Source organism: Nocardia sp. NPDC059691 (genome assembly GCF_042733915.1).
In the GTDB taxonomy this organism is placed as follows: domain Bacteria; phylum Actinomycetota; class Actinomycetes; order Mycobacteriales; family Mycobacteriaceae; genus Nocardia; species Nocardia sichangensis.
Genome location: NZ_JBHWFB010000009.1, coordinates 345,850 through 361,330, shown reverse-complemented (window position 1 = coordinate 361,330; position 15,481 = coordinate 345,850). Strand labels below are relative to the sequence as shown.

The following is a 15,481-nucleotide window of genomic DNA, read 5'->3' as shown; positions in this document are numbered from 1 at the left end:
GCGCGCCCGGGCCCCGGCCCCCCCACGGCGCATGCTCGGTCTCGCTTCGCTCGAAACCCGTGGTCGAGGTGCGCTGGGCGCGGACGGCAGTAAGCGCGTGGCCTCAGGCTCCGCCTTGGCAAGATGTGCTGGGCCCGCGCTGCGGTAACCGTGCGATCTGAGGCTTTGCCTCGGCCAGTGGGCGGTGGCTGCCGCTCACTCTTTCCGCACGAACGAACAGCCGCCCCCAACTGAGCCGAGCGCGCAACGGCATGCGCGCCGATCTCGCTGTCGGAACCGGCGCCGACCGCCCTGAGAAGCGACGGACGGACCCAGGTTTCGCTCGCGCCACTCGACACCGACACATCCGGCGGAGTCCGATCAGGTCAGGGGCGAAGAAGGTCAGGATGTCACTCCACAGCATCTCTCCCGGTGCGGCGCTCGGGCCGAAAAGTGGCGAGACTCTTCAGGAGTCGTCCGAGGCCTGCGCGGCGATGCCGAGAACGGTGAGGAACGCGGTGGCCGCCGGTGTGCGGCTGCGGCTCCAGATGACGTATTCGACTCGGGCGGGGGCGTCGGTGACCTCGATGGTGGTCACGCCCTCTAGTTGGGGCACGTAAGTGGACGGGAGCATGGCGATGGCGAGGCCGGGGCGGACGAGTCGGGCGATGTAGTCCGCGCTGGTCACTTCGAAAGCGACGTCGCGGTCCAGACCGGCGGCTGTGAAGGCTTGGTCGGACTGGAGACGTCCGGCGGTCCCGGCCGGGAGATCCACGAAGACCTCGGCAGACAGCGTGCGCAGATCGATCGATCGCTCTCCGGCGAGCGGATGGTCCAGCGCGACGACGGCTACGTGCCGGTCGCGGGCGAGTTCGTGCGCGACCACGCCTCGGGGTCGTGCCGTCGTCGGCAATCCGAGGAATGCGACGTCGATGGCTCCTTGCTCGACCTTCTCCACCAGCTCCTCGCTCGCACCCACGCGCAGGCTGATGCGCACGTGCGGGTGACGGCGGCGGAAATCGCGCAACGCCTCCGGGATGTCCACCGCGGCGACGGTGGGGATCAGCCCGACGGCGAGCCGCCCGCGCACCTCGCCGACCGCCGCGGCCACCTCGGCGGCGGCGCGCTCGGCGGCGTCGAGGCACTGGCGGGCGGCGGGGAGGAACGCCGCACCGGCCGGTGTGAGGCGCACCCGGCGGCTGGTGCGCTCGAAGAGTCGCGCGCCCAATTCCCGTTCCAGTCGCGCGATCTGATGGCTGAGGGCGGACTGCACGACGAGGCATCGTTCGGCGGCCCGGGTGAAGCTGTTCGTCTCGGCCACGGCGATGACGTAGCGCATCTGCTGGAGCTCCATGGATTGATCTTTGAACACGATTGATGAATTGACAAACATGTGTTGGACTCATTGATCAGTTCCGCGCGAGACTGCGAAGGTGAAAAGTCCAGCAATACAGGCGGTTTTCGGCGGAACCGCGCCACTGGGAACCCTGCCGCGCACCGTCCTGACGGCGCTCGCTCCCGCGTCATGGGGCACCACCTATGTCGTCACCACCGAGTTGCTCCCCCCGGGACACCCGCTGTTCGCCGGTCTCCTGCGGGCCTTGCCTGCGGGTCTGATCGCGCTGGCGATCACGCGGACGCTGCCGCGCGGAGCCTGGTGGGGCAAAGCCGCGGTACTGGGTGTGCTCAATATCGGGCTGCTGTTTCCGATGCTGTTCCTCGCCGCCGAACGCTTACCGGGCGGCGTGGCCGCGACCTTGGCGGCGGCCCAGCCGCTCGTCGTGGCCGTCTTGGCCGTGGTGATCTTGGGCGAAAGCCCCTCCGCTCGGCGCCTCGCCTGGGGAGCGACAGGCCTTGTCGGCGTCGGCTTGGTGGTGATCGGGCCGGACGCGGCCTTCGACCTCACCGGGGTTGTCGCCGGCCTTGCCGCCGCCGCTTCCATGGCGCTCGGCCTGACCCTCACGAAGAAGTGGGGGCGGCCTCCCGAGGCCGGTCCCACAGCGTTCGCGGGCTGGCAACTCACTGCCGGTGGGCTGTTCCTGCTGCCTCTCACGTTCTTCGTCGAAGGGCCGCCTCCCGCGATCGACCCGCCCGCCGTTCTCGGGTACCTATGGCTGGGACTGGTCGGGAGTCTGCTCGCGTATGTCCTGTGGTTCCGCGGCATCGGCTCCTTGCCCGTCACCTCCGTCGCGGTTCTGGTTCTGCTCTCGCCGCTGGTCGCGGCGGTTCTCGGCGCCGTTCTGCTCGGCCAGACACTCGGCCCGGTCCAACTCGCGGGGTTCGGGCTCGCGCTCGCCGCGATCGTCGCGGGACAGCTTCCCGCGCCCAACCGCTCCTCCGCTCCTGTCGCAGCACCCGAAGGGATATCGAAATGAAGATCGCCGTTGTCGGAGCCGCAGGCATGGTCGGCTCGTGCGTCGTCGACGAGGCCGCCGGCCGCGGCCACGAGATCGTCGCCGTCTTCCGGAAAGGGCGGCGGATCGCCCTGCCGCCCATGGTGACCGTTGCCGAGGGCGACGCGAACGACAGGGTCCGGATGAGCGAATTGTTCGACGGCGCCGACGCGATCGTGGCCGCGACCCGTGCGGCCGCCGGGCAGGAACACACCGTCACGACGACTACAACAGCCCTGCTCGACGCGGCCGCGGCCACCGGGAGGCGCATCCTCGTCGTCGGCGGCGCCGCGCCGCTACGGGTTCCGGGACACCCCGAGCGGCTGGTGATCGACAGTCCGGAATACGTACCGCCGTCGATCCGCACCATCGCCGCCGCGAGCGTCGCGCAATGGGAGACCTGCCGGGCGCATCCGGCCGACTCGGTCTATCTCAGCCCACCCGCCCTCCTCGAACCCGGACAGCGCACCGGGAAGTACCGGCGGGGCACCACGACGCTCATCACCAGCGCTGACGGCGCGTCCCGGATCTCGGCGGAAGACCTTGCCGTAGCCGTCTTGGACGAGCTCGAAAACCCCTGCGGGAAAGGTCATTTCACCGTCGGTTACTGAGACGTCGAAACGCTCGGCACTGCCTGAACGTCTCGGCCCGACGCCGCAGGCCCCGCGACCACCGATACAGAGGAACAATGAGATGAAGCGAGTCCTGGCGATCTCGGCCGCGCTCGGCTGTCTCGGCGTCGCGGCATCGGCGCCCGGGGACCGGACGGCGGCATACCCTCCGGTCCTCGCCGCCGGGATCGACCTGCCCGCCGGGTTCCAGCCGGAAGGCATCGCCATCGGTTCACGGCCGGTGGCCTACTTCGGTTCGCGAGTCGACCCCGACCACGTCATACAGCGCGGTCGGGGTCGACCGCCGAACCTAGCTGCAGGCGGCCAGGACCAGTTCGCGGACGCGCGCCGCGTCGGCCTGACCGCGGGTCGCCTTCATGACGTCGCCGACGATCTTGCCCGCGGCCTGCACCTTGCCGGAGCGGATCTTGTCGGCGATGTCGGGGTTCGCGGCCAGGGCCTTCTCCACCTCCGACTGCAAGGCGCTGTCGTCGCTGACCATGCCGAGGCCCTTGGCCTCGACGATCTGCGCCGGGTCGCCCTCGCCTGCCAGCACGTGGTCGACGACCTGCTTGGCCACCTTGTTGTTGATCGTCTTCGCGTCGACCAGCTTGATCACCTCGGCGACCTGAGCCGGACTGATCGGCAGCTCCTCCAGCGCGACCTCGCGCTCCTTGGCCTTCTCGGTGAGGTAGGCGACCCACCAGGAGCGCGCCTCGTTGGCCGGTGCGCCCGCGTCGACGGTGGCGATGATCAGGTCCAGTGCGCCCGCGTTGACCAGGTCGCGCATCACCTCGTCGGACAGGCCCCAGTCGGACTGGATGCGCGCGCGGCGCAGCCAGGGGTACTCGGGGATGGTGCCGCGCAACTGCTCGACCCACTCCCCGGCGGGCGCGACGGGCTCGAGGTCCGGCTCGGGGAAGTAGCGGTAGTCCTCGGCGGTCTCCTTGCGGCGGCCGGGCGAAGTGGTGCCGTCGGCCTCGTGGAAGTGCCTGGTCTCCTGGACTATCGTGCCGCCGCCCGCGAGCACAGCCGCCTGCCTGCGCATCTCGAAGCGCACCGCGACCTCGACGCTGCGCAGGGAGTTGACGTTCTTGGTCTCCGTGCGGGTGCCGAATTCCGTTGCGCCGATGGGCATCAGGGAGACGTTCGCGTCGCAGCGCAGCGAACCCTGCTCCATCTTCACGTCGGACACCCCGAGCGACTTCAGCAGATCCCGCAGCGCCGTCACGTACGCCCGCGCCACCTCGGGGGCGCGCTCCCCCGCGCCGGTGATCGGCTTGGTGACGATCTCGATCAGCGGCACGCCCGCCCGGTTGTAATCGAGCAGGGAGTGGCTCGCGCCGTGGATGCGGCCGGTCGCACCGCCGATGTGCACCGACTTGCCGGTGTCCTCCTCCATGTGCGCGCGCTCGATGTCGACACGGAAGGTACTGCCGTCATCGAGCACCACGTCCAGGTGCCCGTTCGTGGCGATCGGCTCGTCGTACTGGCTGATCTGGTAGTTCTTCGGCTGATCGGGGTAGAAGTAGTTCTTCCGCGCGAACCGGCCCCACGGCGTGATCGAGCAGTTCAGCGCCAGCCCGATCCGGATGGCCGATTCGACGGCCTTCTGGTTGACCACCGGGAGCGAACCGGGCAGGCCGAGGCACACGGGGCACACCTGCGTGTTCGGCTCGGCGCCGAACTCGGTCGGGCAACCGCAGAACATCTTCGTCGCGGTGTTCAGCTCGACGTGGACCTCCATGCCGAGCACCGGCTCGAACCGGGCGATGACATCCGAGTAATCCATCAGGTCGACCGTGGGTGCGCTCATGGCCATCAGTTTAGGTAAGCGCTCCCGTCGCAGCGCAGCGGCTCTCACGTCCGCGGCGCGGTGTTACTTCACCGGGACCCGCTGCCGCAGCCAGCCGGTGACGTAGTCGAGCACCTCGGGAGAGATGGTCGTTTCGATGGCGCCGTACTCGCGGGGAAGGCCGGTCTCGGTGTGCTGCATCAGGTGGTTGAGACCCGGGAAGACGTGGACGGTCGCATCGGGGTCGGCGGCGAGGTGGTCGCGCATCGGCTGCTCGCTCTGCGCCGGGGGCACCTGGAGATCCTTGCCGCCGAAGAACGCGAGCACCGGAATCCGCAGGGCGGAGAGCGCGGGCGCCGGATCGTAGGCGACCAGGGCGGCCAGATACGGCGTGATCTGCGCGGCCGCCTGATCGTCGGGCACGCGCTGGTCGGCGGGCAAGGCCTGGTTCTGCCGAACGGCCAGTTGTCTCGCTCCGTCGAGGTCGCCCGCCTTCAGCAGGGCGGACAGTTCGGCCATGTCGCGGACCTGGGTCTCCACCTGGTCGGGAGGTGTTCCGTTCGCGGTGGCGAGCAAGCGGGTCTGTTCGACGAGCACGTCCGAGCCCGGGACGCCGGGTCCGGCCATCAGGACGGCGAACGCGACGCCGCTGTCGGGGCGCGCGGCGACCAGCGGCGCGAGGTAGCCGCCCTCGCTGTGGCCGAAGAGTCCGATCCGCGCCGGGTCGATCTCGGAGCGGGCCCGCAAGAAACGGACGCCCGCGGCGGCGTCCTCGGCCAGGTCGGTGTAGTTCGCGTCGTCCAGCTTGCCGCCGGTGCCACCGACGCCTCGGTCGTCGGTGCGCAGCACGGCGTAGCCCGCGCGGGTGAAGGTATCGGCCAGCAGCAGGAACGGCTTGTGCCCCATCAGTTCCTCGTCGCGGTCCTGGGCGCCGCTTCCGGTGATCATGAGGATGGCGGGGAACGGGCCGGGGCCCTGCGGTTCGGTCAACGTGCCCGCGATGGTGATGCCGCCGTTGCTATAGGTGACATCCTCGGTCTTGTACGGGAACGGTGGCTTCGGTTCCTGCGGATGGGCTGGCGGTACGACCTTGCCCCGGCTCAGCGCCAGCGGGAATTTCTGCCCCGCCTGGGTGAGATCTCCGGTGATCCGGTCGGTCCCGGACTCGTACTTGCCGTGGAACACCGGATCGCCAGGGACGTCGGGGACCGCGAAGGACACGCCGTTGCGGTCGGTGCTGACGTCTTTGAGTTGCACGCCGCTCATGCCCTGCGCCGGGATGTCGACGGTGGCCGTGCCGTCGTCGTGGAAACTCACGCCGACCTGCACCGGCTGACCGGGGACCTCGACGGCGCCGTGCCAGTCACCCGTGGTCGGCTCGGGCGGATTCGACTCCGAGCACCCGGCCGCCACTGCCGTGATCATCAACAGTGCCAACGCGATCAGTCGCCCACTGCGCATGCGACTCAGGGTACCGACGACGCGGGCCGGCCCCGGCCTATTCGCCGCGCGCGTACCGCACGGCCGCGGCGATCTCCGCCATGTCGAGTCGCGGACTCGGATCCCGTTCCTGCACCTCGCGGAACTCCAGCAACGCGTCCTCGACGGTGCTGCGCCGCGCCAGCCGCACCAGTTCGCGACGCGCATACTCCCCCAGCGGAACACCCGCGGAGCGAGCGCGGCGACCCAGAACGTCGAGCGCCTCGATCGAAAGGTCGTACCGCCGTACCAGAGCCACCGCGTCATCATCTATTTGCGGGGCCAGGTCGCGTCCTTCGGACTGCAAGAACTCGACGACCGCGTCGTCCGCCGTGCGTCGACCGGCCAGCGCGACCAGCTCGCGCCCGATGTACCGCGACAGCGGCAACCCGGCCGCGCGCGCTCGGCGGCGCAGGACGTCGACGGCGGTATCCGGCAGATCGTGCACAGGGAGTTCGGCCATACCGGCCAGCGTATCCGGACATATGCACATCCGCGTCGAAGCGACCGGCGCGGTCGCCCCGGAGACGATCACCACGCCTCGAGGCCCTCATCGAGCCGATCTCGGCCGAACATCGCGTCCACCTGATCACGTTCCTCAGCGCTGCTACCGGCGCGGGGTAGCCGGGCAAGCCGTCGCTTCAGTTCGACGGTATGGATCCCCGACAGCGGCGGTAACCACAGCTCACCGCTGAGTTCATCTGCCATATGCGACGCCATTAACCGAAGAACGCCTCCGCCTCGCGGTAGCGCTCCGAAGGCACCCGCTTGAGCTGCTTGGTGGCCTCCGACAGCGGGACCAGGTCGATGGTGGTGCCGTGCAACGCGACCATCTGGCCGAACTTGCCCGCGTGCACCGCCTCGGCCGCGTGCAGGCCGAAGCGCGTGGCCAGCACCCGGTCGTAGGGCGTGGGGCTGCCGCCGCGCTGCACGTGACCGAGCACGGTGGTGCGGACCTCTTTGCCGATGCGCCGCTCGATCTCCACGCCGAGCTGCTGGGCGACGCCGGTGAACCGCTCGTGGCCGAACTCGTCGATGCCGCCCTCGCGCAAGGTGAACCCGGAGTCCGGCGCCGGGTGCGACCCCTCGGCGACGACGCAGATGAAGTGCTTGTCACCGCGCTGGAAACGCCGCTTGATCATGGCGCACACCTCGTCGACCTCGAAGGGGACCTCCGGCACGAGCGTCAGATGGGCGCCCGCCGCCATGCCGGCGCCGACCGCGATCCAGCCCGCGTGGCGGCCCATCACCTCGATGAGCATGACGCGCTGGTGCGATTCGGCGGTGGTGTGCAGCCGGTCGATCGCCTCGGTGGCGATGTTCAAGGCGGTGTCGTGGCCGAAAGTGACGTCGGTGCAATCGATGTCGTTGTCGATGGTCTTCGGGACGCCGACCACCGGTACGCCTTCGTCGGACAACCAGCTCGCGGCGGTGAGCGTGCCCTCGCCGCCGATCGGGATCAGGGCTTCGATGCCGTTGTCGTCCAGGGTCTGCTTGATCCGGCCGAGGCCCGCGCGCAGCACGTCGGGGTTGGTGCGGGCGGTGCCGAGGATGGTGCCGCCCTTGGTGAGGATCCGGTCGGTGCGGTCGTCGTTGCGGATCTGGATCTTTCGGTCCTCCAATAGGCCGCGCCAACCGTCCTCGAAGCCGACGATCGCGTCTCCGTAACGGCCGTTCGCGGTGCGAACGACGGCGCGGATGACCGCGTTCAGTCCTGGGCAGTCTCCGCCTCCGGTCAGAACTCCGATGCGCATGGCCGCTATCTTGCCCCCCATGTCCGATCTCGGCAGCCCCGCCCCCGTGAACGTCGCGTAACACTGACCTGGACAGATGACCTCACGCGGCCGCGCAATGACCCCCGGCCAGCTCGCCGAGATGCTGGGAGACGACGGTGGCCAGTTTGTCCAGAACGTTCATGCCGTCGCTGAGCGATCCCGACTCCGGCTGCACCGCGACCGCGATCGCGATCTGCCCCGAGGGGACGTTGATGATCCCGAACTGCCGCACCAGGTAGTTGCCCGACACGTCCGGCCCCCAGCCGCCCTTGAACTCGGCGCCGCCGAACTCGCCGAGACCCCAGCGCTGGCTGGCGATGACCTGTTCCATCAGCGAAGTCACGCGGTCGGTCTGGGGCAGACACGGCAAATGTGAAGCGAACCGCACCTGGTCGACCAGCGACCACTCCGCCTGACCGAAGGCCGAGTGTTCCGCACGGGCACGGGCGGCGGGCACGACGGTCTTGCTGTCCCCACCTTCGCGCAGCACCGCCTGCACGGCCTGCGCCGCCTCCTGCGGCGTGCCCAGCGACTGCCACAGCACGTCGGCGGCGGCATTGTCGGATTGCGTGATCGCGGCCGACGCGGCGTAGTTCGAGCTGCTCGGACTGCGCCGCAGCGCGGCGACGGTCAGCGGCACCTTCATCGTCGACCAGGCCGGACCGCTGGTCCATTCGCCGAAGGTGATCGGCTGCTCGCCGCCGACCGGCACGATGGCCATGCCCATCTTCCCGCGCACGCCCGCGGCGAGCTCGGCATAGCTCGCTGCCAAGGTGCCCGGCACGATGATGGACAGGCCCTTCTGGTCGGTGCGGGCCGCGGCCTCGGTGATGGTCGGCTCGCTCGACGAATCCTCGGCGCGGTTGGTACCGCACCCGGCTACCAGAGCCGCGGCAAGCGCCGCACAACCCAGGACGTTTCGAACTCTGCGGAATCGATCAGTAGACATTTTCGGCACATTCTTCTCGCGAACTCCCCCGGCTCGCCGACCGGCGACCGCGACGGCAGGGGCGCAGCCTCGGGTCGACTGACTCTTGTCTCCCCGCCAGATGACGACGGCGCGGTCAACAAGCATGGACACCTCCACCTACCCGCCCGATCTCGCCGAGCGGCCGGGTTCGGAACCGACGTTCGCCGTCGGCCTCACCCGAGAACTGCTTCTCGTTATCCCGGAGAACGTACTAGATGAATTGATTACGCCCCAGTTCACCGAAAACCTCTGACCGCCACGGCCACTGCCGAACGGGTCAACGCACCCCAGTCGCGCTCAATAGCATTCGAGTATTACCGCAGGATTTTTTGGGTGCCGGAGGTATGCCCCCGAGAGCATGGCTTCCCGCGAGCGCGTTTGGCGGGCTTCACGACGAGATGCACCCGCCTTGGCGGAAAGCACATCGAGGCGGTCGACGCAAGCCCCCGAGGCCGGGAACGACCACCGCCATGCGGTTCGGCAGCCACGATCGGATCGAGCCCGGCCGACACTCCCCGCCGCAAGCACGGTCACCGCCGATTCGCCAGAGTGGCGCCACTGCCCGGACGTGAACTTTCGATCCGCGGGCATTCCCGCGCCAGACCACCCCGGAGCATCGCCGTTTCGATCCGGCGCAAATGTCTCGCACACTTATTCGCAATCTCTCAGCAACCATCACTGGAGCAGGAGGGGCGCACTCTCGAGTCGGCGGCGAAATTTTTTACCTATCGGTACATTATCGGTTGCCGCGCGGCCGTAGCGCGCCTAGTTTACTACCAAACGGTACAGAACTAGGAGTCCTCATGACCGGTAGCACCACCCCGCTCGGTGTCGGCGTCGTCGGCGCGAATCCCACCGGAAGCTGGGCCGCCGCGACCCACCTGCCCGCGCTGGCCGCACTGCCCGAGTTCCGCGTCGCGGCGGTGGCGACGACCAACCCCGCCTCGGCCGCCGCCGCGGCCGAGGCCACCGGCGCCACGCACGCGTTCACCGACGCGGCCGAGTTGGCCGCGCATCCCGAGGTGGACCTGGTTGTGGCGACAGTGAAGTCACCGGGGCACGCGGCGGTGGTGCGCGCGGCGCTCGCGGCGGGCAAGCACGTCGTCTGCGAGTGGCCGATGGGCGCGAGCGCGGCCGAGAGCGCCGAGCTGACCGCGGCGGCGACAGCGGCGGATGTAGTGCACGCGGTGGTCTTGCAGGGCTACCACTCGCCGTCGGTGAACTTCGTCCGCGATCTGCTCGCGGCGGGCCGGATCGGCGCCGTTTCCGCGGTCACCGTCATCGCCGCCGGAGATCCGTTCGGCGGCGGTTCGATTCGGCCGGAATTCGCTTGGACCACCGATCCCGCCCAGGGCACCGGTCTGCTGACGATCATGGCCGGGCACGTGCTCGCGGTGCTCGAACACCTGGCCGGTGAACTCGCCGAAGTGTCCGCCGTCGTCGCCACACTGCACGAGGAATTGACCGTCGTCGGCACCGGCCGGACCGTCCCGAATCGGCAGCCGGAGCAGTTGGTCCTGGCCGGTCGCCTGAAGAGCGGCGCGGTCGTCGCGGTGACCGTGCACGGCGGAAACGCGGCCGCTCCGTCCGGATTCGCGCTGCACATTCGCGGTACGGAGGGGGCTCTTGCGATCAGCCCGGTGCAGGGCGGGATGTATCCGCACTGGGCCGACTGGCGCATCGAACTGCGCACCGATCGGGGGTCGGTCAGCGAACTCCCGGTCCCGGAGCGCTACCGCCTGGTGCCGTCCACACTGCCCCCAGGCCCGGTCGCCCACGTCGCGGGCGTCTACCGCGAGACCGCGAGCGCCATCGCCGAGGGCAGGACCGCTCGGCCCGACTTCACCGTGGGCCTGCGCCAGCGCCGCCTCGTCGACGCCATCGCCGAAGCCGCGGAAACCGGTGTGCGCAGACCGGTCGGCGACCTGTGAGCGCGCACCGCGGCGGCCTAAGGTACCGATAGGCAAACAGCAGTGGGAGGTGCCCATGCCGGGAGGCAGGCCCCGGAGCTTCGACATCGACAGCGCGCTGGACCGCGCGCTGGAGGTGTTCTGGCGGTACGGCTACGAGGGCGCCGCGTTGTCGGATCTCACCGCGGCGATGGGCATCAACCGTCCCAGCTTGTACGCCGCCTTCGGCAGCAAAGCCGAATTGTTCGACCGGGCGCTCGAACGCTATGTCGACGGACCCGGGCGCTACCTCACCGAAGCCATCGAACTCCCGACCGCCCGCGCGGTCGCGGCCGCGTACCTCGCCGGCGCGATCGAGCTGACCACCGGGCACGACAGCCCCGGCTGCCTGTCGGTGCGCAGCGCGCAAGCCTGCGGGCCGGAAGCCGAGCACAGCCGCAAGAGCGCGGTGGCGGTGCGTCTCGCGGGCGAGGCCGCGCTGCGGCGGCGCTTGGAGCGAGCACGCGCCGACGGCGACCTCCCCGAGGACAGCAAACCCGCCGACCTCGCCCGCTACCTCATGACGGTCTCCGACGGGATCGCGGTCCAAGCGGCCTCGGGCGCGAAACCGTCGCACCTGCGCCGGACCGTGGACATCGCACTGCGGTCGTGGCCACAGCCCTGAACCAGCCTCGACGCCCTCGAACGTCATCTCGACGCCATGCCCGACGAGAAAGGACACCGATGAGCGAGCCCCGAGCACGACTGCGCACCGTCGACGGCGCGCCCACCCTGCGGTTCGAACGCAGGCTGGCCCATCCCCCGGAAAAAGTGTGGCGCGCGATCAGCGATCCGAGCCGGATGTCCGCCTGGTTCCCCGCCGCTGTCACGACCGAACCGCGGCCCGGCGCCGCGATGCGATTCACCTTCGCCGACGCACCGGAGACAGCCGACAGCATGTCCCACGGCGAGGTGCTCGAATTCGACCCACCCAAGGTCTACATGTTCCGATGGAACCGGGACGTGCTGCGCTTCGAGCTGGTGGCCGATGCGGTCGGAACGCTGCTGATCTTCACCCATGTCCTCGGCGGCGGGCCCGGCGCGCGGCTCGGCGCCGCGCGGTCAGCGGTCGGCTGGGACCGCTGCCTGGCGGCGCTCACGGCCGCGCTCGGCGGTGGCCACACCGAACCGGACACCACCTGGCTCGCCGATATCGAGTACTACACAGCGGAATTCGGGCTGGACACGGGCGACTGCGCCGAGGTCGCCGACGGCTATGTGCTGCGCTTCGCTCGCGACCTGGTGTGGCAGCCGCTGGATCGGCTGTGGTCGCTGCTCACCGAGGAGCAGACTCCGACCGTGGGCGGCCCGCCGCCGATCCGGGCGACCAACGCGCACGTCGAGGCGGGTGAGCTCGTCGGTGTCGAGCCGCCTCGGTGGCTGGAGTACGAGTGGCGGCACGACGACGCGGTGGCAGGCAACGTGCGCTGGTCCTTCGAAGCCGATCCCGACCTCGGCGTGCGGGTGGAGCTGACCCAGACCCTGCCGGAAGAACTGGCTGGGCTACGGCCCCAACTGCTGGCCGCCTGGCACGTCCACCTGGAAGTCTTCTTCGCCGCTACCCGAGGAGACATCCGGTGCCCTTGGCCCGCCGAACGCGTCGCCGCGCTCGCCGAACGGTATGCGGCGGACCTCGGCGAATGATCAGGCCGACCATCGCATGAACGCCGAACCGCCGGTCGCGCAACGGCGGGGCTTGGTGAGTCAGTCGCCACGACGCTTCCGCTGACACTGAAGAGGCGCTCCGGCGGGGCATCCGCGCCCGTCCGAATGAGCGAACGTACGCGACCGAGGCCTCTGCCATCACTGAATCGCCAGTGCGACGGATCACCTTCCCGGATGAATTGCGATGCGGCACTGAGCCGATAAAACCCCCTACGGGGACGACGAGGGCGGCCATGACGAAACACGGTCGAGAGTCGCCTGCCGAGCGGCGCGAGCAAGCCCCGGACCGACGCAGCCGCCGCGGACAGCTCCGCGTTCACCGATCGGGCGACTCAAACCGCCCCACCACGGCGCCGGAACTGCTTACGATCCCGTAGCTACATCGGAAAACATGCACCTGACCGGCGCATAGCCGACCCGCGTGCCCGCACGCACCGGCGACGAGCCTTCTCTTCTGGAGTCATGCCCTTTGTCCACGCCACAGTCCCCGCAACCCACTTCTGAGAGCACGAAAAGCTGTCCAGTTCAGCACAATTCGCCACTAGACACCGACGGGCCACGGGTCGCGTTGTACACGGAGGCATTCGCCGCGGACCCGCATCACGCCTACCGTGAGATGCGCCGCCGGTACGGCTCGCTCGTGCCGATCGAACTGGCGCCGAATGTGCCCGCGACGTTGGTGATCGGTTACTACACGGCGCTGCGAATCCTCAACGACCCGGTGCACTTTCCCTCGGACCCACGCACTTGGCAGCAGGGCATTCCCGGTGGCTGCCCGATCCTGCCGATGATGGAGTGGCGGCCGAACGCGCTGCGCAACACCGGATTCGAGCACCAGCGCTACCGGCAGGTGAATGTCGCCGCTATCGACGCGGTCGACCTGCACGCACTGCACGCGACGACCGAACAGATCGCGGGCCCGCTGATCAACGCCTTCTGCCAGGACGGTGCGGCGGATCTGATCAGCCAGTACGCGTTCCCGCTCACATTCGCGGTGCTCAATTCGATGCTCGGCTGCCCGCCGGAGATCGGGCAGCACGTCGCGATCGGCATGGCCGCCATCTTCGAGGGCGTCAACGCGGACAAGGGCAACGCGATGCTCGCCGACGCGCTGTTCGACCTGGTGCAGATGAAACGGCGGAGTCCGGGGGACGACATCACGTCGCGACTGCTGCGGCACCCTGTCGGCCTCGACGACATGGAGATGATCCACCAGTTGGTCACCCTGTACGGGGCGGGTATCGAGCCACAGCAGAACCTGATCGCCAACACCTTGCGGCTGATGCTCACCGACCGCCGATTCGCGGGCGGGATATTCGGCGGCAGCCTGTCCACCCGCGACGCACTCGACGAGGTGCTGTTCGACGACCCGCCCGGCGCCAACTACTGCTTCAGCTACCCGAAACAGCCGATCCTCATCGACGACGTGTGGTTGCCCGCGCACCAGCCGGTCGTGATCAGCATGGCCGCGTGCAACAACGATCCGGCGATCCACACCGGCCAGCACACCGACAGCCGGGCGCACCTGGCTTGGGGAGCCGGACCGCACTCCTGCCCCGCCAAATCGATGGCGTACCTGATCGCGCAGGACGCCATCGACCAACTACTGGATGCCCTGCCCGAGATGCGACTGGCGGTCGAGCCGGAAGAGCTGTCCTGGCGACCTGGACCGTTCCACCGTGCCCTCGTGTCGTTGCCCGTCGTCTTCCCGGAATCCCCGCCGATGCCCGGGTTCGGGTAGCCGAACGGCGGTGGCGCCGCACGCCGGGTCCGGTGTGCGGCCGTGACGACGATCGATGAATTTTATTCGCCCTGATCGTGATTCGTGAAAATCCGGGCGCGATGGCGGAGAATCCACGCGGCAGCCACGAGCCGCTCATCCGATCGATCCCGTCAGGAGCACATGTGACCACATCCGTTCCGGTGAACCTCAAGCACGCGCGCGATATCCATCCCGACATCGACGTGCCGCTGGTTCGAGACGCCATCCACCCGGAGCGGACGCTGTGGTCACCCGCCGAGTTACACCGGTTGACCAGCTCGGTGGCCGCGGAATTGGCCACGCCGCTGCTGGACATCGTGCGCTTCGACGCCGAGCAGCGCTGGTGGACCCGCCTGGCCCTGACCATGGGCGTGGAGTTGTGGCTGCTGTCCTGGGCTCCTGGGCAGGGCACCGAACCGCACGACCACGGCGGCGCGTCCGGCTCGTTCACCATGACCGTGGGGGAACTCAGCGAGGAATATCTGCATCTGGGCGGGACGGTCCAGAAGGCGGAACGACGGGCAGGTGACACGGTCGGATTCGGTCCCGATCGAGCGCATCAGCTGCGCAACGACAAGCCGTGGCCCGCCGCGTCGGTGCACGCGTACTCTCCCCCGCTTCGACCGGTCCGCGAATACCGTACGCTGGCTGACTTCGCAGGGACGTCAGCGAGCGGAGTGGATGCACGATGAGTACAGGCGCCGAGGACATGGTGACCAGGGCCAGAGCGCAGCTGGAACGGGTGACGCCGGAGCAGGCCGCCGCGGTGCAGGCCGAGGGCGGACTGATCGTGGACATCCGGCCGCACGCGAACCGCAGTGCCGAGGGTGAGATACCCGGCGCGGTCGTGGTCGAGCGGATCGTCCTGGAGTGGCGCCTCGACCCGAACGGCGACCACCGGCTGCCCGGCGTCGCCGCCGACACCCCGGTGGTGATCGTGTGCAACGAGGGCTACGCCTCCAGTCTCGCGGCCGCCGACGGGCTGCGTCTGGGACTGCGTCAGGTGACCGACCTCGTCGGAGGGTTCCGAGCCTGGAAGGCGGCGGGCTTGCCGGTGGTCCCGGGCGGAAGCCCGGCCGTGCCGTAGCCGACCTGCGCCGCAC

General features: G+C 69.1%; 16 protein-coding genes. 9 read left to right on the top strand and 7 right to left on the bottom strand.

Annotated elements, in window-relative coordinates; all coding sequences use genetic code 11:
* Nucleotides 1–445 precede the first annotated feature (445 nt).
* Entirely contained in the window at nucleotides 446–1,333 is an 888-nt protein-coding gene (locus ACFV2O_RS21950) for a LysR substrate-binding domain-containing protein (RefSeq protein ID WP_356961176.1), read from the bottom strand.
* Between the two features lie 79 nt (nucleotides 1,334–1,412).
* On the opposite strand from ACFV2O_RS21950, the gene ACFV2O_RS21945 reads away from it, so the two are divergent.
* Both ACFV2O_RS21945 and ACFV2O_RS21940 read left to right on the top strand, forming a co-directional pair.
* Nucleotides 1,413–2,354 carry an EamA family transporter gene (locus tag ACFV2O_RS21945; RefSeq protein WP_379253375.1) on the top strand — a complete coding sequence of 314 codons (942 nt, stop codon included), beginning with the start codon at nucleotides 1,413–1,415 and terminating at the stop codon, nucleotides 2,352–2,354.
* Complete coding sequence (locus ACFV2O_RS21940) at nucleotides 2,351–2,983, top strand: NAD(P)-dependent oxidoreductase (protein WP_379253374.1); 633 nt, start codon at nucleotides 2,351–2,353, stop codon at nucleotides 2,981–2,983. The genes ACFV2O_RS21945 and ACFV2O_RS21940 overlap by 4 nt, the downstream gene beginning before the upstream one ends.
* Nucleotides 2,984–3,293: 310 nt before the next feature.
* On the opposite strand, the gene gatB is transcribed toward ACFV2O_RS21940, so the two are convergent.
* The 6 genes from gatB to ACFV2O_RS21910 all read right to left on the bottom strand — a co-directional run bounded on the left by gatB (nucleotide 3,294) and on the right by ACFV2O_RS21910 (nucleotide 8,981).
* Nucleotides 3,294–4,799 (bottom strand): Asp-tRNA(Asn)/Glu-tRNA(Gln) amidotransferase subunit GatB, encoded by a 1,506-nt coding sequence (gatB, locus tag ACFV2O_RS21935; protein ID WP_379253373.1) that lies wholly within the window; start codon nucleotides 4,797–4,799, stop codon nucleotides 3,294–3,296.
* A 63-nt stretch (nucleotides 4,800–4,862) separates the two neighbouring features.
* Nucleotides 4,863–6,239 (bottom strand): alpha/beta hydrolase family protein, encoded by a 1,377-nt coding sequence (locus tag ACFV2O_RS21930; protein ID WP_379253372.1) that lies wholly within the window; start codon nucleotides 6,237–6,239, stop codon nucleotides 4,863–4,865.
* Between the two features lie 37 nt (nucleotides 6,240–6,276).
* Entirely contained in the window at nucleotides 6,277–6,720 is a 444-nt protein-coding gene (locus tag ACFV2O_RS21925; RefSeq protein ID WP_379253371.1) for a hypothetical protein, read from the bottom strand.
* 68 nt (nucleotides 6,721–6,788) lie between these two features.
* The gene (locus ACFV2O_RS21920) at nucleotides 6,789–6,965 is read right to left on the bottom strand and encodes a hypothetical protein (RefSeq protein WP_355078822.1); all 177 of its coding nucleotides are present in this window, start codon (nucleotides 6,963–6,965) and stop codon (nucleotides 6,789–6,791) included.
* Nucleotides 6,966–6,976: 11 nt separating this feature from the next.
* Complete coding sequence (locus tag ACFV2O_RS21915) at nucleotides 6,977–8,011, bottom strand: ATP-dependent 6-phosphofructokinase (RefSeq protein ID WP_355078821.1); 1,035 nt, start codon at nucleotides 8,009–8,011, stop codon at nucleotides 6,977–6,979.
* 82 nt (nucleotides 8,012–8,093) lie between these two features.
* Entirely contained in the window at nucleotides 8,094–8,981 is an 888-nt protein-coding gene (locus ACFV2O_RS21910) for a hypothetical protein (RefSeq protein ID WP_379253370.1), read from the bottom strand.
* A 124-nt stretch (nucleotides 8,982–9,105) separates the two neighbouring features.
* On the opposite strand from ACFV2O_RS21910, the gene ACFV2O_RS21905 reads away from it, so the two are divergent.
* From ACFV2O_RS21905 to ACFV2O_RS21875, 7 genes are all read left to right on the top strand, one after another.
* Nucleotides 9,106–9,255, top strand: a complete 150-nt coding sequence (locus tag ACFV2O_RS21905) for a hypothetical protein (protein ID WP_379253369.1) — start codon at nucleotides 9,106–9,108, stop codon at nucleotides 9,253–9,255.
* A gap of 550 nt (nucleotides 9,256–9,805) precedes the next feature.
* The gene (locus ACFV2O_RS21900; RefSeq protein WP_379253368.1) at nucleotides 9,806–10,933 is read left to right on the top strand and encodes a Gfo/Idh/MocA family protein; all 1,128 of its coding nucleotides are present in this window, start codon (nucleotides 9,806–9,808) and stop codon (nucleotides 10,931–10,933) included.
* Nucleotides 10,934–10,988: 55 nt separating this feature from the next.
* The gene (locus tag ACFV2O_RS21895; RefSeq protein ID WP_364429258.1) at nucleotides 10,989–11,576 is read left to right on the top strand and encodes a TetR/AcrR family transcriptional regulator; all 588 of its coding nucleotides are present in this window, start codon (nucleotides 10,989–10,991) and stop codon (nucleotides 11,574–11,576) included.
* Nucleotides 11,577–11,635: 59 nt separating this feature from the next.
* Nucleotides 11,636–12,595: an SRPBCC family protein gene (locus ACFV2O_RS21890; protein ID WP_379253367.1), complete on the top strand. Its 960-nt coding sequence runs from the start codon at nucleotides 11,636–11,638 to the stop codon at nucleotides 12,593–12,595.
* Nucleotides 12,596–13,085: 490 nt separating this feature from the next.
* Nucleotides 13,086–14,357 carry a cytochrome P450 gene (locus ACFV2O_RS21885; RefSeq protein ID WP_379253366.1) on the top strand — a complete coding sequence of 424 codons (1,272 nt, stop codon included), beginning with the start codon at nucleotides 13,086–13,088 and terminating at the stop codon, nucleotides 14,355–14,357.
* A gap of 164 nt (nucleotides 14,358–14,521) precedes the next feature.
* On the top strand, nucleotides 14,522–15,070 hold the full coding sequence (locus ACFV2O_RS21880; protein ID WP_379253365.1) for a cysteine dioxygenase: 549 nt from the start codon (nucleotides 14,522–14,524) through the stop codon (nucleotides 15,068–15,070).
* Nucleotides 15,067–15,465, top strand: coding sequence for a rhodanese-like domain-containing protein (locus tag ACFV2O_RS21875; protein ID WP_355078813.1), 399 nt, complete (start codon nucleotides 15,067–15,069; stop codon nucleotides 15,463–15,465). The genes ACFV2O_RS21880 and ACFV2O_RS21875 overlap by 4 nt, the downstream gene beginning before the upstream one ends.
* The last annotated feature ends 16 nt before the right edge of the window (nucleotides 15,466–15,481 follow it).